Source organism: Nocardioides sp. JCM 18998 (genome assembly GCF_055391535.1).
Window position 1 is genome coordinate 2,805,429 of sequence record NZ_AP043886.1, and the last position, 25,624, is coordinate 2,831,052.

Sequence of the window (25,624 nt, forward strand, 5' to 3'; positions counted from 1 at the left end):
CCGAGAACCGGGGCGGTCACGGCTGCCACGCCGACCACAGCCGGGCGTACGGTCCCCGTGCGGCCACCAGGTCCGGATGGCGGCCGTGCTCGATCACCCGGCCGTCGGCCATCACCAGGATGACGTCCGCGGTGGTGGCCTGGCTCAGTCGATGCGCGATCACCACGGAGCCGCGACCCGCCATGACGGCCTGCGCCGCCCGGTCGAGCACGCGCGCGGCATCGCTGCCGGCCTCGGCGGTCGCCTCGTCGAGGACCACGACCGCCGGGTCGAGCAGGAGCACCCGCGCCAGCGCCACCTGCTGGACCTGACCCGGGGTCAGCGCCTGGCCGCCGGAGCCGACCGGCGTCTCGAGTCCGTCCGGCAGGGAGGCGACCCACAGGGTTGCGCCGACCGTCGCCAGTGCCGCTGCCATCTCCTCCCGGTCGGCGTCGGGCCGTCCGAGCCGGAGGTTGTCGGCCAGCGTGCCCACGAAGAGATGCATCTCCTGGGTGACCAGCGCGACGTGCCGCTGGGGCACCGCCAACGTGCTCAGCGGCAGGCCGCCGAGCAGGACGCTGCCTTCGCCCGCCGAGCGCACCCCGGCCAGCAGCGCGGCCAGGGTGGACTTGCCCGAGCCGCTGGCACCGACCACCGCCACCCGACCTCCGGAGGGGACCGTCACATCGACGTCGTGGAGCACCTCGGGTCCCTCGCCATACCCGAATCGCAGGGACGTGGCGGCCAGGGTGCCGTCCTCGGCCGCGGGCTCGGCGGTACCGGTCGGCGGCGGCTCGAGGCGGGCGATGCCGACCAGTCGGGCGAGGCCGGCCGCCGCCTGCTGCACGGTGTCGAACACACCCAGGACGACGTTGATCGGGTTGAACAGCCCGGCGAAGAAGAGCGCCGCGGTGGTGGCCTCGCCGATGCTGGCCGCGCCGTGGCGGACCAGCACGTAGCCGGCCAGCAGGATGGCGCCGAGGCCGACCAGCTCGGCGGCGTTGAGCCGGCCGTAGAAGCGGGTGGCCGCTCGGGTGGCGGCCAGCTCGTATCCGATCGAGTCGTCGGAGGCTGCGGCGATCAGGTGATGCTGCCTCTCCTCGAGGTGCAGGGTGCGCAGCGTCGGCAGCGCGGTGAACGCTGTCAGCAGAGCGCCGGCGCGGCGCCCGTCGGCGGCGCGGCCCGCCGCGTAGATCGGCGCGGAGGTTCGCAGGTACCAGCGCAGGGTGTGCAGTTGGATCGGGACGGCCAACAGGCCGGCCACGGCGAAGCGCCAATCGAGCGCCAGCAGGCCGACCAGCGCCGAGAGGATGGTCAGGGCGGCGCTCAGGAAGGCGGCCAGGGCGCCGGTCGCGGCGTCCGTGACCAGCTCCACGTCGCCGGAGACCCGGGAGACCAGGTCGCCGGTGCCGCCGGACTCGACGGCGTCGATCGGCAGGTCGACGGCGGTGGCGACGGTCTCCTCGCGCAGCCGCGCCACGGCAGGGACGACCACACGGGCCAGGAGCACCGGAGACGCCCACGCAGCGGCGGCGGCCAGCGCCGCGGCGCCGGCGAGCACCGCGATCGGAACGACCAGGGCATCGGTGCCGCGGTGATCGGCGATCGCCTGGGTGATCCGGCCGATCGCGATCGGCGCCGCCAGCCCCGTCACGCTGGCGAGGATGGTCGCGAGGGCCGCGGCGAGCAGCGCCGGCGTACGTCCGCGCAGCAGCGTCCGCACGTGACGCCGCACCTCGCGGGCGGAGGCGACCGGCAGCAAGCGAGGATCGGGGGTGCTCATCGGGCGATCGCCTCCTGGTAGTCGCGCTCGGCGGCCAACAGGTCGGCGTGGCCGGCCGCCACCGCGCCATCGGCGCCCCAGAGCACCACCCGGTCGCACCGGGCCAGCCACGCCGGGCTGGTGGTGATCACCAGGGTGGTCCGGTCGGATCGCAGCATCCGTACCCGCTCCGCGATGCCGTCCTCGGTGACGGCGTCGACAGCGGTGGTGGGATCGTGCAGGACGAGCACTGACGGGTCGGCGGCGAGCGCACGGGCCAGGGCGACCCGTTGACGCTGGCCTCCGGAGAGGGTCTCGCCGCGGTCGCCGACATCGGTCGCGTCGCCGTCGGTGGCGACGTCGAGGACCTGGTCCACGAAGGCCGCATGCTCTGCCGCCGCGACGCTCGCCCCCTCGCGTGCCAGCACTGCGAGGTTCTCCCTGATCGTCCCCGGCAGGAGAACGGCATCGTGCAGGCCGACCAGGACCTCGCTCCGCAGAGCGGAGCGCGGAAGGGACTCCAGCGGCCGGCCGTCGAGCAGGATGCGCCCCCTCGGGGGTGCGGCCAGGCCGGCGATCAGGTCGGGCAGGAGGGCGGCATCGCCCGGATCGAGGCAGACCAGGCCGGTGAGGCCGCCGGGCTCGGCGCGCATGCTGAGCGGGGGGCCTCCCGACGGTGACACGTCGTCCAGTTCGAGGACGCCGCGGCCTGTGTACGTGCGGCCGGTCGCTTCGCGGTCGCTCGATCCGTCGGCGCTGCCCGGGACATGCGGGCAGCGCTCTGCGTCGGCGAGCATGAGCACCTCGTGCACCCGTTGCGCCGAGGCGTGGGCGCGGGCGTACGCGGCGGCACTGCCGGCGACGGTCGACATCGGTCCGATCACGAACGTCGCCAGGCCGAGTGCGGAGACCAGCGGCCCGAGGCCGAGGTCGCCGTGCAGCGCGAGCCAGCCGCCGATGGCGGCGATCAGGGTCAGATAGGCGCCCGACAGCAGGGTGCCGACCGCGTCGATCGTCGCCCCGGCGCTCGCCGCGTGCAGCGAGGCCGTCGCGGCACGATCACTGGCCACGGCATACGACGCCGCCGCGATCCGCTGCGCGCCGATGCCGCGAAGGACGCGTAGCCCCCGCACCAGGTCCTCGGCCAGCGCGGCGGCGTCGGCCTGCTGCTCCTGCTCGGCCACGCTACGGCGCTGCAGCAGCCTCGCGATCCGGTGCTGCGCGAGCAGCTGCAGCAGCGTGCCGAGCAGGATGATCGCGCCGAGCGGAAGGGAGAGGCTCAGCAGGATCACCGTGGAGGTCGACAGGACCACGACCGCCGCGATCGTGCTGGCGACCTGACCGGCGAAGGAGCCGATCCGGTCGGCGTCGCTGGAGGCCCGGGCGAGCAGGTCGCCGGGCGGGCGGCGGACGAATCCGGCGGGCTGCAGCATCCGCTCGACGAGCCACATCCGGGTGTGGTGGGCGGCGTACTGCTTCGCTCGCGCGCTGGCGCGTGCACCGAACCGGTAGGAGCCCGACAGGAAGGCGAAGTCCGCGGCGAGCAGCAGCAGCCACCACGCCATCTCGCGCGCGCCGCCGCCGGCGACCGCGTGCCCGATGGCCGCTCCCACGATCACCGGGACCAGTGATTCGCCCAGCTGATGACCGCTGTACAGCACCGAGGCGGCGAAGAGGTCGCGCCGACGGCTGAGCAGGGCGCTGCCCAGCAGCGTCCGGGGAGAGGAGGGATACGCCACAGGCTGAGGTTAGGATCGCCTTACCGTGGCGCGTAACACGGTAGGGCGACAGGCTATGTCGCGTACCGGACACGGCGTAGCGAGAAGGTGGGCGATGACGGCGGCGATCGGGCTGGAGCGGTTCGAGATGCTGTCCGGGCAGACGTTCGACCGCCACGTCCACGACGAGCACCAGCTCGCGTGGGCCAGCACCGGCGTGCTGATGGTCGACGTCGAGGATCGCTGCTGGGTGCTGCCTCCCAACCTGGCGCTCTGGATCCCCGGAGGCACCTGGCACGCGGTGCTTGCGATGCGCGCCTCCGTCCTTCAGGGCGTGTACGTGGACCCCGCGGCGCCGCTGGGCTGGGACGTCCCCACCGTGGTGTCGGTCTCCCCGCTGGCACGACACCTGATCGAGCACCTCGCCGGAGAGCTCGACGACGACGCGCGGCTGCACGCCGAGGCGGTTCTCGTCGGCGTGCTGCAACCGGTCGGTGCCGCCACCCTGGAGCTGCCCCTGCCGGCGGACCCCCGTGCCCGGTCCATCGCTGAGATCCTGCTCGGGGACCTCACCGAGCGGGCCGGCCTTGAGGTCCTGGCACGACGGGTGCACTCCAGTCCGCGCACGCTGCTGCGGCTCTTCCTGGCCGAGACCGGCATGACCTTCCACCAGTGGCGGCTGCATGCCAGGCTGCAGGCGGCGGTCGCGCTGCTCGCCGAGGGCGAGCCGGTGGCGAGGGTCGCCGAGCGGGTCGGCTACGCCACGCCGAGCGCGTTCGTGTCCGCCTTCCGGCGGGCGACGGGGAACACCCCGGCGGCGTACTTCGGGCAGATGGCGCCGGCCGCGGCCGGAGATGGCGGCTAGGCGACATCAACTGGCGTGCCCCGGGCTTGTCGATCAGCCTCGGCGCCACCTAGCCTCACTAAGGCAAGGCTTGCCTTAGCAACTCTTGCCCTCGGTGCGCGAAGGCCGCCGCACCGATCGAGGCTAGGAGCACGATGCACAACGCCGGGCCACCCCTGCACGGGGCGGACGGGAGGCAGGCATGAGCCGGTCCACGGCCATCGTCGAGCCGCTCTCCGAGGAGCAGGCCGCCCCCGCCGGCCGCTACGCCGCCACCCGCCTGGTCGGCCTGATCCTTGCCGTCGGCGTGCTCGTCCTCATGGTGCTGCTCAGCATCGCTGTCGGCGCCAAGCCGATCCCGCTGAGCGGTGTCCTGCACGCCCTCTTCAGCGCCCACGACTCCGCGGATCGGGTGGTCGTCCTCGATCTCCGGATGCCTCGGACCGTGCTCGGGGTGGCGGTCGGCGCCGCGCTCGCCGCGGCGGGCGTCCTCATGCAGGCACTCACCCGCAACCCTTTGGCCGATCCCGGCATCCTGGGGGTCAACGTGGGTGCCTCGGCCGCCGTCGTGCTGGCGATGTGGATCTGGCGCTTCACCGACCTCGCGGCCTACGTCTGGTGGGCCTTCCTCGGGGCCGGTGTGGCGTCGGTGCTGGTCTACCCGCTCGGCTCGCGCGGGCGATCGGGCGCCACCCCGGTGCGGCTGGCCCTCGCCGGCACGGCCGTGAGCGCCGTGCTCGGCTCCCTGATCTCCTTCGTGACGCTGCTCAACCCCAAGGTCTTCGACCAGTTCCGCTTCTGGGGCGTCGGCTCGCTCGCCGGGACGGACGGTCACACGGTCCGGCAGGTGCTGCCGTTCCTCATCCTCGGCGTGCTGATCGCACTCGGCCTCTCCGGGGCCCTGAACGCCCTCGCGCTGGGCGACGAGACCGCCAAGGCACTCGGCAGCAACGTCAACGTGACCCGGATCGTCGGCGCTCTCGCCGTGACGCTGCTGTGCGGCGCGGCCACCGCCGCCGTCGGCCCGATCGGCTTCGTCGGCCTGACCGTCCCGCACATGGCGCGCGTCATCACCGGCCCCGACCACCGATGGCTGATGCCGTACTCGCTGGTGCTCGGCCCGATCCTGCTGCTCGGCAGCGACATCGTGGGCCGGGTCGTCGCGCGGCCGGGCGAGATCCAGGTCGCGGTGGTGACGGCCTTCATCGGAGCACCGGTCTTCATCACGCTGGTCCGACGCCGCAGGATCGCCGAGCTGTGACAACGCCCTTCGTCGCCCCGCCCGAGGGCGAGACCGTCCTGCGAGGCCGGGTCGCCCGTACGCCCGGCGACCGCATCTCGGTGCGTTGGCACCCCCGGACCGTGGCGATGTGCTCGGTCCTGGCCACGGCCGTGGTCGCCCTGATCGCGCTCGGTCTCACGACCGGCGACTTCCCCGTGCCGCTGGGGCGCGTCCTCGACACGCTCTCCGGCGGCGGCACCACCATCGATCACTTCATCGTCGTCAAGCTGCGCCTGCCGCGGCTCGTCGCCGGCATCCTGATCGGGGCGGCGCTCGGCGTCAGCGGCGGCGTCTTCCAGAGCCTGTCGCGCAACCCTCTCGGCAGCCCCGACATCATCGGCTTCACCAGCGGGGCGGCGAGTGGCGCGCTCGTGGAGATCCTGGTGTTCCACGGCGGCCCGACGGCGGTCGCCATCGGCGCGATCTGCGGCGGCCTGGCTACGGCGACCGTCGTCTACCTGCTGTCGGTCAAGCACGGAAAGGTCGCCGGCTATCGGCTGGTCCTGGTCGGCATCGGCATCGGCGCGATCCTCGACTCCGTCACGACCTACCTCATGCTCCGCGCCACGCTGAGCGACGCGCAGGTCGCCCAGATCTGGCTGATCGGGAGCCTCAACGGCGTCGATTGGGGCACCGTCGTCCCGCTGGCTGCGGTCCTCGCGGTCCTGCTGCCCTTCACGCTGATCGTCGGACGGACGCTGAACTGGCTGGAGATGGGCGACGACGTCGCCAGGTCGCTCGGCGTGCCGGTGGAGCGGACCCGGCTGGGCCTGGTCATCGGCGCCACCGGCCTCGCCGCCGCCGCCACCGCCGCGGCGGGACCGATCGCCTTCGTCGCCCTCGCCGCCCCGCAGCTCTGCCGTCCGCTCACCCGCGGCTCCGGCCCGCAGCTGGTGCCGGCGGCGTTCATGGGAGCGGCGCTGCTCGTCGCGAGCGACTTCGGGGCGCAGCGGCTCGTCCCTTCGACCCAGCTGCCGGTCGGCGTGATGACCGGCGTCATCGGCGGTGCCTATCTGTGCTGGCTGCTCGCCCACGAATGGAAAGCAGGACGTTCATGAGTGACCGCACCGACCCGCGGGCCGGCGAGCCCGCCCGCGGTCGGCTCTACGCGGCCGACCTCACCCTCGCGTACGACGATCGAGTCATCAGCGAGGGCCTCGACGTGGTCGTCCCCGACCGGTCGTTCACCGTCATCGTCGGCGCCAACGGCTGCGGCAAGTCGACGCTGCTGCGCGCCCTGGCCCGGATGATCAAGCCCGCGCAGGGCGCCGCGTACCTCGATGGCAGGGCCGTGACCTCGATCCCGTCCAAGGAGCTCGCGCGCCAGCTCGGGCTGCTGCCCCAGAGTCCGATCGCCCCCGACGGCATCACTGTCGCCGACCTGGTCGCCCGTGGTCGGTACCCGCACCAGAGGCTGCTGCGGCAGTGGTCGCGGGACGACGAGCGCGCGGTGGTCGAGGCGATGCGGGCCACGGGGGTCGAGGATCTCTCCGAGCGGTACGTCGACGAGCTGTCCGGTGGCCAGCGTCAGCGTGTCTGGGTGGCGATGGCGCTGGCCCAGCAGACCGACATCCTCCTGCTCGACGAGCCGATCACCTTCCTCGACGTGGCCTTCCAGGTCGACGTCCTCGACCTGTGTGCCGACCTCCACGAGCACCGCGGCTACACCCTGGTCGCGGTCCTGCACGACCTCAACCACGCGTGCCGCTACGCGACCCACCTGATCGCGATGAAGGACGGCGCCGTCGTCGCCCAGGGCCCTCCGGCCGAGATCGTCACCGCCGCGCTGGTCGAGGAGGTCTTCGGGCTGCCGTGCAGCGTGATCGAGGACCCCGAGACCGGCCTGCCCCTTGTCATCCCCGCCCACCGGCGCAGCCGCGACCGCGCGGCCTCGCCCGTCACCGAAGATCCCACCACGACCCCGCCGGTCCGGGCCGCCATGCCCGCCGGTCACATCGAAGGAGAACGATGAGCGTCCCCACCCCCAAGCACGCGCACCGGAGGACGGCGCGCACGATCCTCGCCGCCGGCATCGTCGCGGCTCTCGCGATGGCCCTCGCCGCGTGCGGTTCGGACGACAGGAGCGATGCCGCTGCGGACTCGACGCCGGCGCCGACCACACGGGTGGTGCAGACCGCCAAGGGCGAGGTCACCGTCCCGGCCGATCCGCAGCGGATCGTCGCCCTGGCCCCGCAGGTGCGCGGCACGCTCTACGACCTCGGCGTCGACCCGGTCGGCATCTACAACGAGGGCGACGAGTACATCTCGCCGCGCTACCGCGACAAGATCGCCGGCGCCGCGGTGATCGGTGGGGCCGGCGAGCTGGACCTGGAGAAGATCGCGGCGGCGAAGCCCGACCTGATCATCGGCGTCGACTACGAGTGGAACACCAAGGACTACAGCCAGCTCAGCCAGATCGCCCCGACGGTCATCGTCGACGGCACCACCTGGCAGGGGGCCGCCCAGGCCACCGCCGACGCGGTCGGCAAGGACGACGAGCTGGCAGCGCTGGACAAGCAGTTCGACGAGCGCGCCGCCGCGATCAAGAGCCAGTACGCCGATGTGCTCGCGAAGTACCGCTGGGACATTGTCCAGGGTGGCTTCGACGACGGGAAGTTCTGGCTCTACGGCCCGAAGAGCGACGTCGGCGCGATCCTCTCGGACGCGGGCGTGCAGTTCGCCTCCGCCTCGGCCGGCGTGACCGGTCCGGAGAACAAGGCGATCTCGTACGAGAACCTGGACACCCTGACCTCGGCCGACGCGATCGGCTTCTACGCCAACTACGACAACACCCCCACCAACAACGGTCCGCAGCTCTTCAAGCAGGAGGGCTTCCAGAGCCTGCCCGCGGTGAAGGCCGGACACACGGTGCCGATCCCCGACTTCCTGCCGGCCGGCTACGGAGACGCCCTGGCGGTGCTCGACCAGCTCGAGGCCGGTCTCAAGACGCTGGGGAGCAACGGGTGAGCACCGAGCTCCGTACCCGCCCGCTGCGCCGGACCGAGGTGGATCGGGAGTTCGCCGCCATCGTCGGCTCCCTGACCCGGCGCGGCATCCTGACCGGCGCGCTCGGTGCGACGGCGCTCCTCGGGCTGGCCGCGTGTGGCGAGGACGCCGGCTCGCCCGCAGCGGCGGAGCCGACGGAGCGAACCGTCACCACCACGGCGGGGACGTTCACGGTTCCGGCCCACCCCAGCCAGGTGGTGTGCATCGACTACTTCACCGCGATCTTCCTCGTCGAGCTCGGGCTCACGCCGGCCGGCGGGATCGACTACTCCTGGGTCGACGACGCCAGCATGTACCCGGCGTACGTGCCGATCCTGACGAAGCTGCCCAACATCGGCGAGATCACCTCGACGAACTACGAGAAGATCACCGCGCTGCGCCCGGACCTGATCCTGGGGCCGACGCCGGGCAGCCGCTACGACAACTCCCAGGGCGCGATGAAGACCCTGTCGGCGCTCGCGCCGGTGGCCTTGGTCGACTTCGGCCGGACCGGCGACTGGCGCGGACCGTTCGAGCAGGCGGCCCGCCTGGTCGGTCGGGAGGAGCAGCTGAAGCCGTTGGTCGCCGAGTACCAGAAGGCGGTGGCGACGACGAGGGCCACGTACGCCGATCTGCTGGCTTCCACGGTGGTGAGCGTCGTCGACTACAGCCAGGACGGCACGTTCGCCCTCGACCTGCCGAAGTCCAGTAACGGCGTCGTCCTGACGGATGTCGGCGTCCGGTTCGGCAAGGCGAGCGCTGACAACGGCACCAACAGCGCAGAGCTGTCGCTGGAGCGCCTCAGTGACCTCGCCGACTCCGACATCATCCTGTTCCGTGCCGACGCCACCGGGGCACCGACGAGCGGTCTCGGCGCGGTGATGAAGCTGCAGGCCTGGAAGGACCTGCCGGCTGTCAAGGCAGGTCACGTCTACCCGATCGGGTGGGTCGACCTGTGTACGTACCGCTGGGCGGGCGCCGCGCTCACCGATCTGGGCGACATCCTGGAGCGCTACCGCGCCGGTCGCTAGCCAGCCCCTCCGGGGCGTGCCGGACGAACGGAGAAGGGCCCGAACCTGGTGGGGTTCGGGCCCTTCCGCCGTCTCGCGACGTCCGCGCCTTCGGCAGGATTCGAACCTGCGGCACCTGGTACCGGAAACCAGTGCTCTATCCCCTGAGCTACGAAGGCATCCACCGACGAGCGGTGTGAACCAGACCCTACAGCCAGCGGGGGAGCAGGGTGAAACCGGGCCAGCCGATATCGGTGCGGGGGATCGGTGCCCGCGCCGATAGGCTTGCCGGGTGACCCCTGAACAGCTCTCCGCCGCGATCGTCGACGTCCTGACGGCGCTGTCCGAGGAGGGCTCGCTGAGCCTTCCCGACGGCGTCCCGACCAGCGTGATCGTCGAGCGCCCGCGCCAGAAGGGTCACGGCGACTACGCCACCAACGTCGCAATGCAGCTCGCCAAGAAGGCGGGCACCAACCCCCGCGCCCTCGCCGACCTGATCGCCGAGAAGCTGAGGGTGTCGCAGGGCGTCTCGGGCGTCGAGATCGCCGGGCCGGGCTTCCTCAACATCTCCGTCGAGGCCGGCGCCCAGGGCGCCCTCGCGGCGGACATCGTCGCCGCCGGTGCTGCGTACGGCCACACCGACACCCTCGCGGGCCAGAAGATCAACATCGAGTTCATCTCGGCCAACCCGACCGGCCCGCTCCACCTGGGCCACACCCGCTGGGCCGTGCTCGGCGACGCGATCGGGCGTGTCCTCGACGCGGCCGGCGCCGATGTCACCCGCGAGTTCTACATCAACGACCGCGGCGTGCAGATGAACAAGTTCGCCGCCTCGATCATCGCCTCCGCCACCGGCGAGCCGAAGCCCGAGGACGGCTACGCCGGCGCGTACATCGACGACCTGGCCACCGCCGTCGAGGCCGCCCAGCCCGGCATCTTCCAGATCTCGGAGACCTACGGCGAGACCGAGCGCCTCGCCGAGGTCCGCCGCGTCGGGTATGCCATCCAGCTCAAGGAGCAGCAGGACCAGCTGGCGTTCTTCAACACCCACTTCGACGTGTGGTTCTCCGAGCTCTCGCTGCACGAGGAGGGCCAGGAGAGCGGAGGGGTCCCGAACACGCTGAAGAAGCTCGAGGAGCTCGGCCACGTCTTCACCGACGGCGGCGCGCTGTGGATGCGCACCACCGACTTCGGCGACGACAAGGACCGCGTCCTCATCAAGAGCGACGGCGAGCTGACGTACTTCGCCTCGGACACCGCCTACTACCTCAACAAGCGCGCCCGCGGCTTCGACCACTGCATCTACCTGCTCGGCGCCGACCACCACGGCTACGTCGGCCGGCTCAAGGCGATGGCCTCCTGCGTCGGCGACGACCCGGCCCAGACCCTCGACGTGCTGATCGGGCAGCTGGTCAAGATCCTGCGCGACGGCCAGGAGCTCAAGCTCTCCAAGCGCGCCGGCACCATCGTCACGCTGCACGAGCTCGCCGAGGAGATCGGCGTCGACGCGCTGCGCTACTCGCTGGCCCGCTACCCGGCCGACAGTCCGCTGACCCTCGACGTCGCCGAGATCACCAAGGCGTCCAACGACAACCCCGTCTACTACGTCCAGTACGCCCACGCCCGTACGTGCCGGATGATCGCCAACGCCGGCGACCTGGGGATGACGCTGGATGACGCTCTGGCTTCGTTCGACCCGAGCCTGCTCGCCCACGAGCGCGATGGCGAGCTGCTGCGCGCGCTGGCCGAGTTCCCGCGCGTGGTCGCCAGCGCCGCCGAGCTGCGCGAGCCGCACCGGATCGCGCGCTACCTCGAGGACACCGCCTCGACGTTCAACAAGTGGTACGACACCAAGGAGTGCCGGATGCTGCCGCAGGGCGACGAGCCGGTCGCCCCGGCCAACCTCGCGCGCCTCGTCCTGGTCCACGCCAACCAGGCGGTGCTGCGCAACGGCCTCGAGCTGCTCGGCGTCACCGCTCCGGAGCGCATGTGATGGCGGGCAGGGTCCCGCCGGGCGACTTTGCCGGCACCTCCCCGATCTGGCTGCGCGAGCCCACCGACGTCAACACGCTCGTCCCGGTCCTGTGGCCCCGCACCGCCGAGAAGGTCGACGGCGTCCTGCACGTCGGCGGGATGTCGGTTGCCGACATCGTCGCCAACGTGAACACCCCGGCGTACCTCCTCGACGAGGCGGACTTCCGCACCCGCGCCGCCGCCTTCCGCGACGGCTTCGCCGGCTACGACGTCTACTACGCCGGCAAGGCGTTCCTGTCGGTCGCTGTCGCGAGGTGGGTGGCCGAGGAGGGTCTCTGCCTCGATGTCTGCTCCGACGGCGAGCTGACGGTTGCCCTGCGCGCCGGCGTCGACCCTGCCCGGATCGGCTACCACGGCAACAACAAGTCGGCGATGGAGCTGCGCCGCGCCGTGCACGAGGGCGTCGGGCGGATCATCGTCGACTCGTTCTTCGAGATCGACCGGGTCGCCGACGTGGCCGCCCAGCTCGGGGTCCGCCAGCCGGTGATGGTCCGAGTGACGGCCGGCGTCGAGGCACACACCCACGAGTTCATCGCGACCGCGCACGAGGACCAGAAGTTCGGCTTCTCGATCTCCTCCGGAGACGCGTACGAGGCCGCCAAGCGGGTGCTCACCCACGCGTCGCTCGACCTGCGGGGCCTGCACAGCCACATCGGCTCCCAGATCTTCGACACCTCCGGCTGGGAGGTGGCCGCGCGCCGCGTGCTCGCCCTCCAGGCGCAGATCACGAACGATCTCGGGCACACCATGCCCGAGCTCGACCTCGGCGGCGGGTTCGGCATCGCCTACACGACGCAGGACGACCCGGCCGACCCCGCCGACCTCGCGCAGCGGATCACCGCGATCGTCGAGGCCGAGTGCCACGCCCTGCGGATCGCCAAGCCGCACCTGTCGATCGAGCCGGGCCGGGCCATCGTCGGCCCCGCGATGTTCACCGTCTACACCGTGGGAACCGTCAAGTCGGTCGCCCTCGACGGCGGCGCCAGCCGGACGTACGTCTCGGTCGACGGCGGGATGAGCGACAACATCCGCCCCGCCCTCTACGACGCCGACTACTCCGCCACCCTCGCCTCGCGTGCCTCGTCGGCGACCCCCGTCCTGGCCCGGGTCGTGGGCAAGCACTGCGAGTCCGGCGACGTCGTGGTCAAGGACGAGTTCCTGCCCGGCGACATCGCCCCCGGTGACCTGGTCGCGGTGCCGGCGACCGGTGCGTACGGCCGCTCGATGGCGTCCAACTACAACCACGCCCTGCGCCCGCCGGTGGTCGCCGTCAAGGACGGCGCCTGCCGCGTCATCGTCCGCCGCGAGACGGTCGACGACCTGCTCGCCACCGACCTGGGCTGACCGAACTGTCACCGTGACAGTTCCAAACTGTCACGGTGACACTTCCCGACATGGGTGACACATCCGATGTGTCACCCATGTCGCGTTCTGTCACCGTGACACTTTGGTGCGATCCGGCCGCGGCGCGTGATCGACGACTGTTGTCGTGACCGAGCTGAGCAGTGTGGTCCTGTCCCCGTCGATGCCCCAGCCGGCCGGGAGGTCCGGATCGGTTCCGCGCTCGCCGACGTAGGCGCCGCTCGTCGCGTCGAAGACCATCTGGAAGCTCCCGGCGCCGATCGCGATGCCCTGCCTGCCGCTCAACGTGGTGACGTTCCCCCGGACCTCCATGCCCGGCGTCTTCGCCAGAGCGCTGAAGACGGCGCTCTTCACGGCGGCCGGCGCGAGCGGACTGCGGAGCACCTCGCTGTAGATCTCGGCGAAGTCGTACGCCGCCCCCGACCCCTCGCCGCCGATCTGCCTGCGGATCGCCTTCAGCATGACCGCAGGGTCCCGGGGGAGTGAGGCGTACCAGTCCGGGTCGTAGGTCTCCAGGTGCGCTCGCCCGTCCGCTGCCCAGCTCGCTCCCCGGTAGGTCCCGTCCCGGCCTCGGTCCGAGCCGTACCGGAAGCGCGGATCGGTGGTCCCGAAGGTGTCGTGCGTGCGCTCCCGGAACGTCCAGGTGGCATCGACGTCGTGCGGGATCCAGATGCTGCGGGTCCAGTGCTCGGTCGTCGTCGCGGGCTTGCCGTCCTTCCCCATCAGGACGTCGCCGTCCTTGCCCGAGGCCTCGCCCCAGGTCTGCTGGACCAGCGTCACCTTGAGGTACTGGCCGGGGCCGACCACCGGATCGTGCTGCGCGAGCGTGACCCGCGCGGCACGCTCGAGCACCGCGGCCGCGGTGGCCGACGACCCGCCGACGCGGTGATCTCCCACCCGGATCGTGACGGCCCCTGCGGCGACGACGGAGGCGGCGACGCCGAGCGCGACGGCGTACCGCAGGCGGCGGCGCCGGCGGACCTGCGTCACCCGGACCGCGAGCGTCTCGGTCGTGGCGGCTCGGCGGACCGCGACGCGGGCGGCAAGCAGCGCGTCCTCGGAGACCGGTGGCACGGCGCCGGCGCGCTCGAGCTCGGTCCACGGGTCCGTCGACGGGTCGGCGATGGTCATGACTGCCCTCCTCGGGCGACGGTGACGCAGTTCCAGGAGTCGGTGATGCGGGTGCGGGCCCGGTGGAGCCGGGAGCGGGCGGTGCCGGCCGGAATGCCCAGCACGGCCGCGGCCTCGCTGGGCGTGAGCTGCTCCCAGGCGACCAGCAGCAGCACCTCCCGCTCCTCGGCGGGAAGCGCAGCGAGGGCCGCCCGCAGCGCCGGGCTCGACCCGGCGGCGTCGAGGCGGCGGTCGACCAGGTCCCACTCGTCGAGCGACTGCTCGTGCCCCGGCGCGGTGCCGGGCGGCTCGGCGCTGCGCCGGCGCAGGTGGGCGAGCAGCACGTTGCGGGCCACGCCGAAGACCCAGGCGGCGGGCTCGCCCCGCTCGGCGTCGTACCGGTGCCGGGAGCCGAACGCCTCCAGCCAGGTCTCACTGAGCAGGTCGTCGGCGTGCTGGGGAGCGCGCCGCGCGAGGTAGGCGTGGATGCGGGGCCCGAGGGCGATGACGAGGCGCTCGAAGACGGGAGGGTCCTCGAGGGAGCCGACGATGAGGTCGCCGTCTGACACGGGCGACTCCTCTCTGGCGGTGGGGGCGGATCGGCTGATCGGCCTCACCTCGTACTTGGGCAGATCGGCGATCAGCGTTCGCGCGAGGCCGGCGGCTGCTCCCACCGCACCGCCCCGCTCCCGTCGGCGGCGAGCTCGTCGTCGGGGTTGTAGAGCGTGCACGCCTGCAGCGAGAGGCAGCCGCAGCCGATGCAGCCGTCGAGGGAGTCGCGCAGCCGCTCGAGTTGCCGGATCCGCTCGTCGAGGTCCGCCCGCCAGCCCGCCGACAGCCTCGCCCAGTCGTCGGGCGTGGGCGTACGGCCGTCGGGCAGCGTCTCGAGCGCGGCCCGGATCCGGGCAAGGGGGAGGCCCAGGCGCTGCGAGACCCGGATGAACGACAGCCGCCGCAGCACGTCGCGGTGGTAGCGGCGCTGGTTGCCGGTGGTGCGCTGCGAGCCGATCAGGCCCTCGCGCTCGTAGTAGTGCAGCGTCGGCACGCTCACCCCGGCGCGGTGCGCCACCTCGGCCGGCGTCAGCTCGTGGCGGCGGATCTGGTCGTGCTCGGTCATCGCTCCTCCTCGGCTTGACCTCAACTTAGCTTGAGGTTGTCCGATGGCGCCATGAGCATCGACGAGGCGTACGAACGACTGCACCGCACCGGCCCCGAGTTCGGCGGCGGGCTGAGCAACCACGGGCCGATGGCCGTGGAGGCTCTCGTCCGCAACGGTCACGAGGACCGCGTCACCCGATGGCTGGACGGCTACAGCCGCCGCCTCAGCGAGGTGCCCCGTGCCTCCGACCGGATCACCGGCGAGACCTGGCACGACGCGCTCGGCGACCGGAGCCGGCTGGGGGACTGGCCCGTCTGGTTCGAGGAGCAGCTCGCGCAGCGGCCCTGGACCGACGTGCTCGCCACCTGGTGGCCACGGCTGCTGCCCGGGATCGCCGCCGGGGCGACGCACGGCGCGATCCGTACCGGTCATGCCGTCCGCGCCCTGCGCGAGGGCGGCACCAGCCCCGCGCGGGTCGACGAGCTCGCCCAGGCGCTGGGCTACTGGGCGGCGCGCTGGCTGGCGGTGCCAGCGGCCACCGTGCCGAGTGGGGAGGCCGCGCTCGGCACCGCGCTCGCCCTGGTGCCCACCGTCCCCGAGCAGTACGGCGGCATCAGCCACCGGCTCGCCCAGCTCACCGCGACGCCTGGCTGGGCCGACGCGCAGCAGCGGGTGCGCGCCCCGGGCTCGCCCGAGGAGGCCGAGCCCTGGCTGGCCGCGCTCGTCACCGCCGCCGTGCAGCGCTATGCCACCCACGCGCATGGCAACCCGGTGATGCTGGTCCACGCCGCGACCGCGCCCAACGCGGTGCTGCGGACGCTGCCGTCGCTGCCGCGCGAGCTGTGGGTGCCCAGCGCGGTGACCGCCTGGTCGGCCTCGGCCGCCATCCATGCCGCGTACGCGCCCGTCGAGGGTGCGGTCGCGCCGCGTACGGACGCCGATCGCGACGAGATGTTCGCCCGGGCGGTGGCCCACGGCGACGAGCATGTGATCAAGCTCGCCGACACGGCCATGGACGTGCATGCGTGGGGCGGCGACCCGCTGGCGCTGTCGGCGGTGCTGCGCTCGCTCGACCTGATCGGGGCCGCCGCTTGACCGGGCCCCGGGGCAGGACGATGTGATGAGCACTGTGACCGAGACCGTCGTACGTCCCTCGCTGTGGACAGGCGTCCACCTGCGGACCACGATCGGGATCGGCGCGCTCGCCTTCCTGTTCGCGTTCGAGGCGCTCGCGGTGGCGACCGTGATGCCCCAGGTGGCCGAGGAGCTGGGCGGGCTGAGCTGGTACGCCGCAGCCTTCGCCGCGCCGTTGGCCTCCTCGGTGGTGGCCTACGCGCTCGCCGGGCGCTGGATCGACCGGCGCGGCACCCGGCCCGCGATCACCGCCGGTGTGGTCGTCTTCTGCATCGGCCTGGTCCTGGCCGGGATCGCGCCGGACATGCCGGTGCTGATGGTGGGCCGGCTCGTCCAGGGGCTCGGGGCGGGCGCGTGCGGGGTCGCGCTCTACGTCGTGATCGCGCAGGCGTACGACGAGGCGCTGCGCCCGGGCGCCTTCGCCGTCCTCTCGGCCGCGTGGGTGGTGCCGGCCCTGGTCGGCCCGGTGCTCGCCGCGGGCATCGCCGACCTGGCGGGCTGGCGCTGGATCTTCCTGGGCGTCCCGCTGATCGCGCTGCCGTCCTGGTGGCTGGTCCAGGATGCTCCCAGCGAGCCGGCCGACACCGGCGCGCCCGCCGCGGCCGGCACGGTCGGGTGGGCGCTGCTCACCGCGGTCGGCGTGATGGTGGTCAGTGTCGCCGGACAGCGTCACGTCGTCGCCTGGCCGGCCCTCGTCGTGCTCGGCTGCGCGCTCGTGCTCCTCGCGGGGCCGCGGCTGCTCCCGCCCGGCACCTGGCGCCTGCGGCGCGGCATGCCGAGCGCCATCCTCACCCGCGGCCTGCTCTTCGGCGCCTACTGCATCGCCGAGATCTACGTACCGCTCCTGCTCCGGCTCGAGCGTGGCCTCACCCTCGCTCACGCCGGCATCGTCCTGACCGGGGCAGCGGTGACCTGGTTCGCCGGCTCCTGGACCGCGGCGCGTGCCCTGCGGCTCGGCGATCGCCGGGTCTGGCTCGGCTCCGCGATCTGCGCCGTCGGGATCGGCGGCTTCGCCACCGTCGCCGTCGCGGCCGTCCCCACGGTGGTGCCGATGGCGTCGTGGGCGGTGGCCGGATTCGGGATCGGGTTGGTCTTCCCCACGATCTCGAACCTCACCCTCGAGCTCGCCCCGAGCGGATCCGAGGGCGAGGCGTCCGCCGCCCTCCAGCTCGACGACGCGCTCCTGGTCGCGTTCGGCCTGGCGCTGAGCAGCCTCGTCTTCGCCGGGTTCGCGGACAGCGCCCCCGCCTCGGCGGCGACGGCGCTCGTCCTGGCGGCCGCCGCGCTGGCAGCGGGCTCCGTCGTCCCCGGGCGCCGGCTGCGCCGATAGTGGCGAAGTCCACTCGGACCGCGTACATACGCGGGGCTGTCCACGGTTACAGGAACGGCTCCCGACGAGAAGGAGGAAGCCATGGGACTCGACGACAAGATCGGTAACAAGGCCGACGAGCTCAAGGGCGAGGCCAAGGAGCGGTACGGCGGCGCCACAGGTGATGAGTCGATGCAGGCCGAGGGCAAGCTCGACAAGGCCAAGGCCGACATCAAGCAGGCAGCCGAGAAGGTGAAGGACGCCTTCAAGGGCTGACCCGCCCCCAGCACGCGGCGAGGCCGCCACCTTCCGGGCTCTGTGGAGGTGGCGGCCTCGCCTACGCTTCGCGGGTGACGGAAGAGATCCAGCTCGAGGCGCTCGAGCGGCCGGATCCTTCTCGACCGGACTGGTCGTTCGTGGATGACGACTTCGTCATCAGGGTCGTGACGATGCCGGCCGCGCTTCCGGTCTGGTGCGGATGCGGGCGGCCCGGAGGTCTCGGAGAGCTGGTCGTGCAGGTCGCGGCCGCTCGGCTCGCTCTTCGGATCGATTGTCGCTGGAAGGTCGTCACCGTACGTTCTCGGCGCCGCATCCTGGCGTTGCCGCGGGTGATCGGGGTCGAGTTCGTGGGCGATGACGGCGCTGCCGAGTTCCGTCGGGTGGAGCTGCTCACCGCGTGGCGCGTGAGCCAGTCGAGCGAGATGCCCGCGATCGGCGCGGTCGACCGCGGCCGGATGCGACGGGCTCGCTAGGCGATCGTCTGCCGCTGGGTACACCGAAGTCGTGGGGAGGCGATCGGCGCCGGCGGCGACCGGTGCGAGAGACGGACTTCGGTGGACTTTCCGGTAGAAGTGTCCAGGCCCGACCGCCGGTTCAGTGGTCCACGCCACCCGCCGATACCCTTAGCGCGTGACAACTCCACCTGCCACCTCCGGTTCCGCGCGCCCGCTCGGCGTGGCCCTGTTGGGCTGCGGCGTCGTCGGCTCCCAGGTGGTCCGGCTGCTGCACGAGCAGGCCGACGATCTGACGGCCCGGATCGGCGCCCCGGTCGAGCTGAAGGGCGTCGCCGTTCGTCGTCTGGACGCGCCGCGCGACGTGGACGTCCCCGCCGACCTGCTCACGACCGACGCCACCGCCCTGGTCGCGCGCGAGGACGTCGACATCGTCGTCGAGGTGATCGGCGGGATCGAGCCGGCCCGCGGCCTCATCCTGAGCGCGCTGGAGAACGGTGCCAGCGTCGTCACCGCGAACAAGGCCCTGCTGGCCGAGGACGGCGCCGCGCTCTTCGCGACCGCCGAGAAGGCCGGCCGCGACCTCTACTACGAGGCCGCTGTCGCCGGCGCCATCCCGATCCTGCGTCCTCTGCGCGACTCGCTCGCCGGCGACAAGGTCACCAAGGTGATCGGCATCGTCAACGGCACCACCAACTACATCCTCGACAAGATGGACAGCTTCGGCGCGGGCTTCACCGAGGCGCTCGCCGAGGCCCAGGAGCTGGGCTACGCCGAGGCCGACCCGACCGCCGACGTCGAGGCGTTCGACGCCGCCGCGAAGGCGGCGATCCTGGCCAGCCTCGCGTTCCACACCAAGGTCGCCGGCACCGACGTCCACCGCGAGGGCATCACCGATGTCACCGCCGCCGACGTCGCCTCGGCCAAGGCGATGGGCTGCGTCGTCAAGCTCCTCGCGATCGTCGAGCTCAAGGACGGCGCCGTCAGTGCCCGCGTCCACCCGGCGATGATCCCCCGGGAGCACCCGCTGGGCAGCGTGCGCGACGCCTATAACGCCGTCTTCGTGGAGGCCGAGTCCGCCGGCCAGCTGATGTTCTACGGCCCCGGCGCCGGCGGCGCCCCGACCGCGTCGGCGGTGCTCGGCGACCTGGTCACCGTCGCCCGCAACCTGGTCGCCGGGACGCAGAGCGTCGCCGCCTCCTCGTACGCCGATCGTGCGATCCTCCCGATGGGGGAGACGCTGACCCGCTACCACGTCGCGATCGACGTCGAGGACCGCGCCGGCGTGCTGGCGACGATCGCCTCGGCCTTCGCCGAGCACGGCGTCTCGATCCAGACGATGCGTCAGGAGGGTCGCGACGACGAGGCTCAGCTCGTGGTCGTCTCCCACGACGCCACCGATGCCCAGCTCGCCGCGACCGTCGAGCACCTGCGAAATCTGGATGTTGTTCGCGACGTCACCTCGGTGATGCGCGTAGAGGGGATGAACGCATGACCACCACCAACGGCCAGTGGCGCGGGCTCATCGAGGAGTACCGCGAGCTCCTCGACATCCCGGCCGGCACCCCGTCGATCACGCTCGGCGAGGGCGGCACGCCGCTGGTCCACTCCGAGTGGCTCTCCGGTGTCACCGGCGGTGAGGTCTGGATCAAGGTCGAGGGCGCGAACCCGACCGGCTCCTTCAAGGACCGCGGCATGACCGCGGCGATCTCGGTCGCCGTGCACGAGGGTGCCAAGGCGGTCGTCTGCGCCTCCACCGGCAACACGTCGGCCTCGATGGCCGCCTACGCCGCCAAGGCCGGCATCACCCCGATCGTGCTGGTGCCGGACGGCAAGATCTCCGCCTCGAAGATGGCACAGGCGCTGGTCCACGGCGGTCAGGTCATCCGCGTGCGCGGCAACTTCGACGACTGCCTGCGGCTCTCCCGCGGCCTCGCCGAGCACTACCCGGTCGCGCTGGTCAACAGCGTCAACCCGGTCCGGCTCGAGGGCCAGAAGACCGCCGCCTTCGAGGTCGTCGACCGTCTCGGTGACGCCCCCGACTTCCACCTCATGCCGATCGGCAACGCCGGCAACATGAGCGCGTACTGGCTGGGCTACACCCAGTACCAGGCGGCTGGCCGCGCGGCCAGGACCCCCGTCATGCGTGCCTTCCAGGCCGAGGGCGCCGCCCCGCTGGTCCTCGGTCGCCCGGTCGAGAACCCGGAGACCCGCGCCACCGCCATCCGGATCGGCAACCCCGCCTCCTGGAAGCTCGCCGAGGCCGCCCGGGACGCCTCCGGTGGTCGCTTCAAGGCGCTCTCCGACGACCAGATCCTCTCCGCGCAGGCGCAGCTCGCCCGCAACGACGGCCTCTTCGTGGAGCCGGCCTCCGCCGCCGGCGTCGCGGGCCTTCTCGACGACGTCGCCGCTGGTGACGAGGTCGCGAAGGGCTACGAGGGCAAGGTCACGGTCATCACCGTGACCGGCCACGGCCTCAAGGACACGATCACCGCCCTCGAGTTCTTCGGCGAGGTCCCCGACGTCGTGGTCGACGCCGACATCGACGCCGCGGCCGCGGCCGCCGGCCTGGCCTGATCCCCACCGTCCGACCCGCGGAGACACGTAGATGACGTTCGTGGAGGGCCCGGTCACCGTCACGGTGCCGGCCACCTCGGCCAACCTCGGCCCCGGCTTCGACTCGCTCGGGCTCGCCCTCGACCTGCGCGACACGCTGGTCGGGGAGATCCTCGACTCCGGCCTGGTGGTCGAGGTCGAGGGTGCCGGCGCCGACGGCGTCCCGCGCGACGAGTCGCACCTGGTCGTCCGCGCGATGCGGGCTGCCTTCGCGGCGCTGGGGGAGCAGCCGGCCGGCCTGCGGCTCAGCTGCCACAACGTCATCCCGCACGCCCGCGGCATGGGCTCCTCCTCGGCGGCGATCGTGGGCGGCATCGTGCTGGCCCGCGCCCTGGTCGCCGACGGCACCGCCCGGATGGACGACGACGCCGCCTTCCGGCTGGCCGCCGAGATCGAGGGCCACCCCGACAACGTCGCGCCGGCGCTGTACGGCGGCTTCACCATCTCGGGTCACGAGGCCCGCGCGGACGGCTTCCACGATGACGGCGGAGCGTTCTACTCGGTCGGCTCGCCCGTCGACTCCTCCATCGGTGCGGTCGTGTTCGTGCCGCCGACCGGGGTCGAGACCAAGGTCGCCCGCGGCCTGCTGCCCGCCACCGTCCCGCACGCGGACGCCGCCGCCGACGCCGGCCGTACCGCGCTGCTCGTCGCCGCCCTCGCCGGACGGCCCGACCAGCTGCTGCGCGCCACCCGCGACTACCTGCATCAGGACTACCGACGCCCCGCCATGCCGGAGTCTCTCGCGCTGGTGGACGCGCTGCGCGCCGACGGCATCCCGGCGATCGTCTCGGGCGCGGGCCCCACCGTGCTCGCGTTCGCGGTCACCGACGAGAACGGCGACGACGACACCGCCGCCCTGCTCGCCCGTACGCCCGACGGCTGGGTCTCGCTCGCGCTCGGACTCGATCTCGACGGCGCGCGTCGCGAATTCTGACGTCCGGGAATGATCGGCACCACACCGGTGCTACATTGCTAGCGCTCCGGGTACCGGAGCAGCCAGCACCGTAGGTGCGCACTTCCCTCCACTTCCCGCACGGATCTGCTCTGTGCAACCGATGAGACCTGTGACGAGGTCCGCCGTCGGGGAGGGGAGTTCTGACAAGACAAGCCGTCGACGCACTTCTCGGTGCGCCCGGCTGTGATACGTGGGAAGGACCTCACGTGACGGAAACCATCACTGGGCTCGACGCCGGCGCCGCGACCGCGCCGAAGAAGAAGGCGTCCGGAGGGCTCAACTCCATGCTCCTCGCCGACCTCAAGGCGATGGCGAGCGGCATGGGGATCGCCGGCTCTGGTGCCATGAAGAAGGCCCAGCTCGTCGACGCGATCAAGGCTGCCCAGGGCAGCCGGCCGACCCAGCGGGCGACCAAGCCTGCGGCGGCCAAGGCGGAGAAGACCGCCGACACCACCACCGACGCCACGAAGGCGACCACCGCCAAGGCGCCCGCGAAGGCGACCGCCGCGAAGGCGGAGGCCCCCCAGACGGAGGCTCCCCAGGCGAAGGCCCCGCAGGCGGGCGACGCCGAGCAGGGCGAGAGCAAGCCGCGCCAGCGCCAGCGTCGTGCCAAGGCGGAGAGCGCCGAGAGCCAGGCCGAGTCCCGGACCGAGTCCCGGACCGAGTCACGGACCGCGGACGCGCCGGGCGAGAGCCAGAGCGAGGCGGGCGCCCAGCAGGGCGACACCGCGGACAAGGGCGAGCAGGACGGCCAGCGCCAGCAGCGTCAGGGCCGGCGTCAGCAGGGCCAGCAGCAGGGCCAGGGCCGCCAGCAGCAGAACCAGCAGCAGAACCAGCAGCAGAACCAGTCCCAGCAGGGCCAGCAGCAGGGTCAGGCCCAGCAGCAGGGTCAGGCCCAGCACGGCCAGCAGCACCAGGACGGCGACGACGAGGGCGGCAGCCGTCGCAACCGTCGCCGCCGCGGCCGTGACCGCGACCGCCCGGCCGGCGCCGGCCGGGGTGACCTGGACGTCGAGATCCGCGAGGACGACGTCCTCGTGCCGGCCGCCGGCATCCTCGACGTGCTCGACAACTACGCCTTCGTCCGCACGTCGGGCTACCTGCCCGGTGCCGACGACGTCTACGTCTCGCTGTCGATGGTCCGCAAGCTCGGCCTGCGCCGGGGAGACGCGATCGTCGGGCAGGTGCGCCAGCCGCGGGAGGGCGAGCGCAAGGAGAAGTTCAACCCGATGGTGCGCATCGACAGCGTCAACGGGACCGACCCGTCGAACGCCGCGAGCCGCGTCGAGTTCTCCAAGCTCACCCCGCTGTACGCCAACGAGCGCCTGCGGATGGAGACCAACGCCGAGAACATGATCGGCCGCGTCATCGACATCGCGGCCCCGATCGGCAAGGGCCAGCGCGGCCTCATCGTCAGCCCGGCCAAGGCCGGCAAGACGATGATCATGCAGTCGATCGCCAACTCGATCACGGCCAACAACCCCGAGTGCCACCTCATGGTGGTCCTGGTGGACGAGCGGCCCGAGGAGGTCACCGACTTCCAGCGCTCGGTCAAGGGCGAGGTCATCTCCAGCACGTTCGACCGCCAGCCGACCGACCACACCATCGTCGCCGAGCTGGCCATCGAGCGCGCCAAGCGCCTCGTCGAGCTCGGCCACGACGTGGTCGTCCTGCTCGACGGCATCACCCGCCTCGGCCGCGCGTACAACCTCGCCGCCCCGGCGTCGGGCCGGATCCTGTCCGGTGGCGTCGACTCGGCCGCGCTCTACCCGCCGAAGAAGTTCTTCGGCGCCGCGCGCAACATCGAGAACGGCGGCTCGCTGACCATCCTCGCCACCGCGCTCGTCGAGTCCGGCTCAAAGATGGACGAGGTGATCTTCGAGGAGTTCAAGGGCACCGGCAACATGGAGCTGCGGCTGCGCCGCGACTTCGCCGACAAGCGCCTCTTCCCGGCGATCGACGTCGTCCAGTCCGGCACCCGCCGCGAGGAGCTCCTGCTGAGCAAGGAGGAGCTGGCCATCGTCTGGAAGCTCCGCAAGGTGCTGGCCGGCCTCGACGGCCAGCAGGCGCTCGAGCTGCTGCTGGAGCGGATGAGGAAGACGCACAGCAACGTCGAGTTCCTGATGCAGGTCGCCAAGACCACGCCGGGCGACGAGAAGTAGCACGCCCGTACGACCTCGCGGGCCGGCGGCGCACATGCCAGGGGAATTGGTGGCCGGCCCGCGTTGTTCGTACCATTGCCTGTCGGTTCCGGTTCACGTCGCGCACCCGCGCTGGACGACCCGGAACCCCGAGAGATGAGGACACCATGAAGGCTGACATCCACCCGACCTACGTCGAGGCCCAGGTCACCTGCACCTGCGGCAACACGTTCACCACGCGCAGCACCAAGGCGGACGGCATCATCCGTGCCGACGTCTGCAACGAGTGCCACCCGTTCTACACCGGCAAGCAGAAGATCCTCGACACCGGCGGTCGCGTCGCGCGCTTCGAGGCCCGGTACGGCAAGAAGGCCTAGCGTCCTCCGAGCGCCGACCTCCCCGATCACGGGGAGGTCGGCGCTCGTCATTTACCCCCACGTCGCCACCGGTCAGCGGAGAAGGTCATGTTCGAAGCAGTTGCGGGACTCGTCGATGAGCACAGCGCCCTGGAGGGCCGGCTCGCCGAGCCCGAGACCCATGCCGACCCCCGGCTGGCCAAGCGGCTCAACCAGCGCTACTCCGAGCTCAACGCGATCCTCGGGGCCTGGCGCGAGTGGGGGCAGCTCGCCGAGGACATCGAGGCCGCGCGCGAGCTCGCCGCCGACGACCCGGACTTCGCCGACGAGGTCGAGACCCTCACGACGCGTCGCGGCGAGGCGGAGGAGCGGCTGCGCCGCCTGCTCGCGCCCCGCGACCCGGCCGACGACAAGGACGCCATCCTGGAGGTGAAGTCGGGGGAGGGCGGCGAGGAGTCGGCGCTGTTCGCCGGCGACCTGCTGCGGATGTACATGCGCTACGCCGAGCGCGTCGGGTGGAAGGTCGAGCTGCTCGACGCCAACGAGTCCGATCTCGGCGGCTACAAGTCGGTGACCGTCGCGGTGAAGGCCCGGTCATCGGCGGGGCGGACGCTCGAACCTGGTCAGGCGCCGTACGGGATGCTCAAGTTCGAGGGCGGGGTCCACCGCGTCCAGCGCGTGCCCGCGACCGAGTCGCAGGGCCGCATCCACACCTCCGCCGCCGGCGTGCTGGTGATGCCGGAGGCCGAGCAGGTCGACGTCGTCATCGACGAGAACGACCTGCGCATCGACGTCTTCCGCTCCTCGGGGCCCGGTGGCCAGTCGGTCAACACCACCGACTCCGCCGTCCGGATCACCCACCTGCCGACCGGCACCGTGGTCAGCTGCCAGAACGAGAAGTCGCAGTTGCAGAACAAGGAGCAGGCGATGCGGATCCTGCGCGCACGGCTCCTGCAGGCGGCCGAGGAGGCCGCCGCGGCCGAGGCCGGCGATGCCCGCCGCTCCCAGGTCCGCACCGTCGACCGCTCCGAGCGGATCCGCACCTACAACTTCCCGGAGAACCGGATCTCCGATCACCGCACCGGCTACAAGGCCTACAACCTGGACCAGGTGCTCGACGGGGACCTCGGCCCGGTGCTGAACTCCGCCGTCGAGGCCGACCTGGCCCAGCGCCTCGAGGCGCTGGAGAAGTGAGCG

The 25,624-nt window shown here is 72.2% G+C and carries 23 protein-coding genes and 1 tRNA gene; 18 read left to right on the top strand and 6 right to left on the bottom strand.

What is annotated here, in order from left to right:
* Window positions 1-16: 16 nt before the first annotated feature.
* A complete protein-coding gene (locus ACZ5L9_RS13130) occupies window positions 17-1,762 on the bottom strand; it encodes an ABC transporter ATP-binding protein (protein ID WP_464528412.1) in 1,746 nt (581 codons plus the stop codon).
* Window positions 1,759-3,480, bottom strand: coding sequence for an ABC transporter transmembrane domain-containing protein (locus ACZ5L9_RS13135; protein ID WP_464528414.1), 1,722 nt, complete (start codon window positions 3,478-3,480; stop codon window positions 1,759-1,761). Before ACZ5L9_RS13135 ends, ACZ5L9_RS13130 begins: the two co-directional genes overlap by 4 nt.
* Before the next feature lie 94 nt (window positions 3,481-3,574).
* On the opposite strand from ACZ5L9_RS13135, the gene ACZ5L9_RS13140 reads away from it, so the two are divergent.
* The 6 genes from ACZ5L9_RS13140 (at window position 3,575) to ACZ5L9_RS13165 (ending at window position 9,601) form a co-directional block, all read left to right on the top strand.
* Entirely contained in the window at window positions 3,575-4,324 is a 750-nt protein-coding gene (locus ACZ5L9_RS13140) for a helix-turn-helix transcriptional regulator (protein WP_464528416.1), read from the top strand.
* 181 nt (window positions 4,325-4,505) lie between these two features.
* On the top strand, window positions 4,506-5,564 hold the full coding sequence (locus ACZ5L9_RS13145) for a FecCD family ABC transporter permease (protein WP_464528418.1): 1,059 nt from the start codon (window positions 4,506-4,508) through the stop codon (window positions 5,562-5,564).
* Window positions 5,561-6,643, top strand: a complete 1,083-nt coding sequence (locus ACZ5L9_RS13150; RefSeq protein ID WP_464528420.1) for a FecCD family ABC transporter permease — start codon at window positions 5,561-5,563, stop codon at window positions 6,641-6,643. The genes ACZ5L9_RS13145 and ACZ5L9_RS13150 overlap by 4 nt, the downstream gene beginning before the upstream one ends.
* Window positions 6,640-7,557 (top strand): ABC transporter ATP-binding protein, encoded by a 918-nt coding sequence (locus ACZ5L9_RS13155; RefSeq protein ID WP_464528421.1) that lies wholly within the window; start codon window positions 6,640-6,642, stop codon window positions 7,555-7,557. The genes ACZ5L9_RS13150 and ACZ5L9_RS13155 overlap by 4 nt, the downstream gene beginning before the upstream one ends.
* Window positions 7,554-8,552: an ABC transporter substrate-binding protein gene (locus ACZ5L9_RS13160; RefSeq protein ID WP_464528423.1), complete on the top strand. Its 999-nt coding sequence runs from the start codon at window positions 7,554-7,556 to the stop codon at window positions 8,550-8,552. The genes ACZ5L9_RS13155 and ACZ5L9_RS13160 overlap by 4 nt, the downstream gene beginning before the upstream one ends.
* Window positions 8,549-9,601, top strand: coding sequence for an ABC transporter substrate-binding protein (locus tag ACZ5L9_RS13165; protein WP_464528425.1), 1,053 nt, complete (start codon window positions 8,549-8,551; stop codon window positions 9,599-9,601). The genes ACZ5L9_RS13160 and ACZ5L9_RS13165 overlap by 4 nt, the downstream gene beginning before the upstream one ends.
* 85 nt (window positions 9,602-9,686) lie before the next feature.
* Here ACZ5L9_RS13165 and ACZ5L9_RS13170 read toward each other — a convergent pair.
* A tRNA-Arg gene (locus tag ACZ5L9_RS13170) sits at window positions 9,687-9,759 on the bottom strand.
* Window positions 9,760-9,872: 113 nt separating this feature from the next.
* Between ACZ5L9_RS13170 and argS the strand changes: the two genes are divergently transcribed.
* Together argS and lysA are read left to right on the top strand one after the other, a co-directional pair.
* Window positions 9,873-11,573, top strand: coding sequence for an arginine--tRNA ligase (gene argS, locus ACZ5L9_RS13175; RefSeq protein WP_464528426.1), 1,701 nt, complete (start codon window positions 9,873-9,875; stop codon window positions 11,571-11,573).
* Window positions 11,573-12,958, top strand: coding sequence for a diaminopimelate decarboxylase (gene lysA / locus ACZ5L9_RS13180; RefSeq protein ID WP_464528428.1), 1,386 nt, complete (start codon window positions 11,573-11,575; stop codon window positions 12,956-12,958). Before argS ends, lysA begins: the two co-directional genes overlap by 1 nt.
* 90 nt (window positions 12,959-13,048) lie before the next feature.
* Here the strand turns inward: lysA and ACZ5L9_RS13185 are convergent, their stop codons facing one another.
* From ACZ5L9_RS13185 to soxR, 3 genes are all read right to left on the bottom strand, one after another.
* Entirely contained in the window at window positions 13,049-14,107 is a 1,059-nt protein-coding gene (locus tag ACZ5L9_RS13185; RefSeq protein ID WP_464528430.1) for a CU044_5270 family protein, read from the bottom strand.
* Window positions 14,104-14,655, bottom strand: a complete 552-nt coding sequence (locus ACZ5L9_RS13190; RefSeq protein ID WP_464528433.1) for an RNA polymerase sigma factor — start codon at window positions 14,653-14,655, stop codon at window positions 14,104-14,106. Before ACZ5L9_RS13190 ends, ACZ5L9_RS13185 begins: the two co-directional genes overlap by 4 nt.
* 71 nt (window positions 14,656-14,726) lie before the next feature.
* Entirely contained in the window at window positions 14,727-15,203 is a 477-nt protein-coding gene (gene soxR, locus ACZ5L9_RS13195; RefSeq protein WP_464528434.1) for a redox-sensitive transcriptional activator SoxR, read from the bottom strand.
* Between the two features lie 51 nt (window positions 15,204-15,254).
* On the opposite strand from soxR, the gene ACZ5L9_RS13200 reads away from it, so the two are divergent.
* From ACZ5L9_RS13200 to prfA, 10 genes are all read left to right on the top strand, one after another.
* The gene (locus ACZ5L9_RS13200; protein WP_464528436.1) at window positions 15,255-16,280 is read left to right on the top strand and encodes a questin oxidase family protein; all 1,026 of its coding nucleotides are present in this window, start codon (window positions 15,255-15,257) and stop codon (window positions 16,278-16,280) included.
* 25 nt (window positions 16,281-16,305) lie between these two features.
* Entirely contained in the window at window positions 16,306-17,649 is a 1,344-nt protein-coding gene (locus ACZ5L9_RS13205) for an MFS transporter (RefSeq protein WP_464528438.1), read from the top strand.
* An 81-nt stretch (window positions 17,650-17,730) separates the two neighbouring features.
* Complete coding sequence (locus ACZ5L9_RS13210) at window positions 17,731-17,904, top strand: CsbD family protein (protein ID WP_464528440.1); 174 nt, start codon at window positions 17,731-17,733, stop codon at window positions 17,902-17,904.
* A gap of 74 nt (window positions 17,905-17,978) precedes the next feature.
* A complete protein-coding gene (locus ACZ5L9_RS13215) occupies window positions 17,979-18,380 on the top strand; it encodes a hypothetical protein (protein ID WP_464528442.1) in 402 nt (133 codons plus the stop codon).
* Window positions 18,381-18,537: 157 nt separating this feature from the next.
* Window positions 18,538-19,854 carry a homoserine dehydrogenase gene (locus tag ACZ5L9_RS13220; protein ID WP_464528446.1) on the top strand — a complete coding sequence of 439 codons (1,317 nt, stop codon included), beginning with the start codon at window positions 18,538-18,540 and terminating at the stop codon, window positions 19,852-19,854.
* Window positions 19,851-20,936, top strand: a complete 1,086-nt coding sequence (gene thrC, locus ACZ5L9_RS13225) for a threonine synthase (RefSeq protein WP_464528447.1) — start codon at window positions 19,851-19,853, stop codon at window positions 20,934-20,936. Before ACZ5L9_RS13220 ends, thrC begins: the two co-directional genes overlap by 4 nt.
* A 31-nt stretch (window positions 20,937-20,967) precedes the next feature.
* The gene (gene thrB, locus ACZ5L9_RS13230; protein ID WP_464528449.1) at window positions 20,968-21,909 is read left to right on the top strand and encodes a homoserine kinase; all 942 of its coding nucleotides are present in this window, start codon (window positions 20,968-20,970) and stop codon (window positions 21,907-21,909) included.
* 227 nt (window positions 21,910-22,136) lie between these two features.
* A complete protein-coding gene (rho, locus tag ACZ5L9_RS13235) occupies window positions 22,137-24,092 on the top strand; it encodes a transcription termination factor Rho (protein WP_464528452.1) in 1,956 nt (651 codons plus the stop codon).
* Between the two features lie 146 nt (window positions 24,093-24,238).
* The gene (gene rpmE / locus ACZ5L9_RS13240; RefSeq protein WP_464528454.1) at window positions 24,239-24,448 is read left to right on the top strand and encodes a 50S ribosomal protein L31; all 210 of its coding nucleotides are present in this window, start codon (window positions 24,239-24,241) and stop codon (window positions 24,446-24,448) included.
* An 87-nt stretch (window positions 24,449-24,535) separates the two neighbouring features.
* Complete coding sequence (gene prfA, locus ACZ5L9_RS13245) at window positions 24,536-25,621, top strand: peptide chain release factor 1 (RefSeq protein ID WP_464528457.1); 1,086 nt, start codon at window positions 24,536-24,538, stop codon at window positions 25,619-25,621.
* Window positions 25,622-25,624 lie beyond the last annotated feature (3 nt).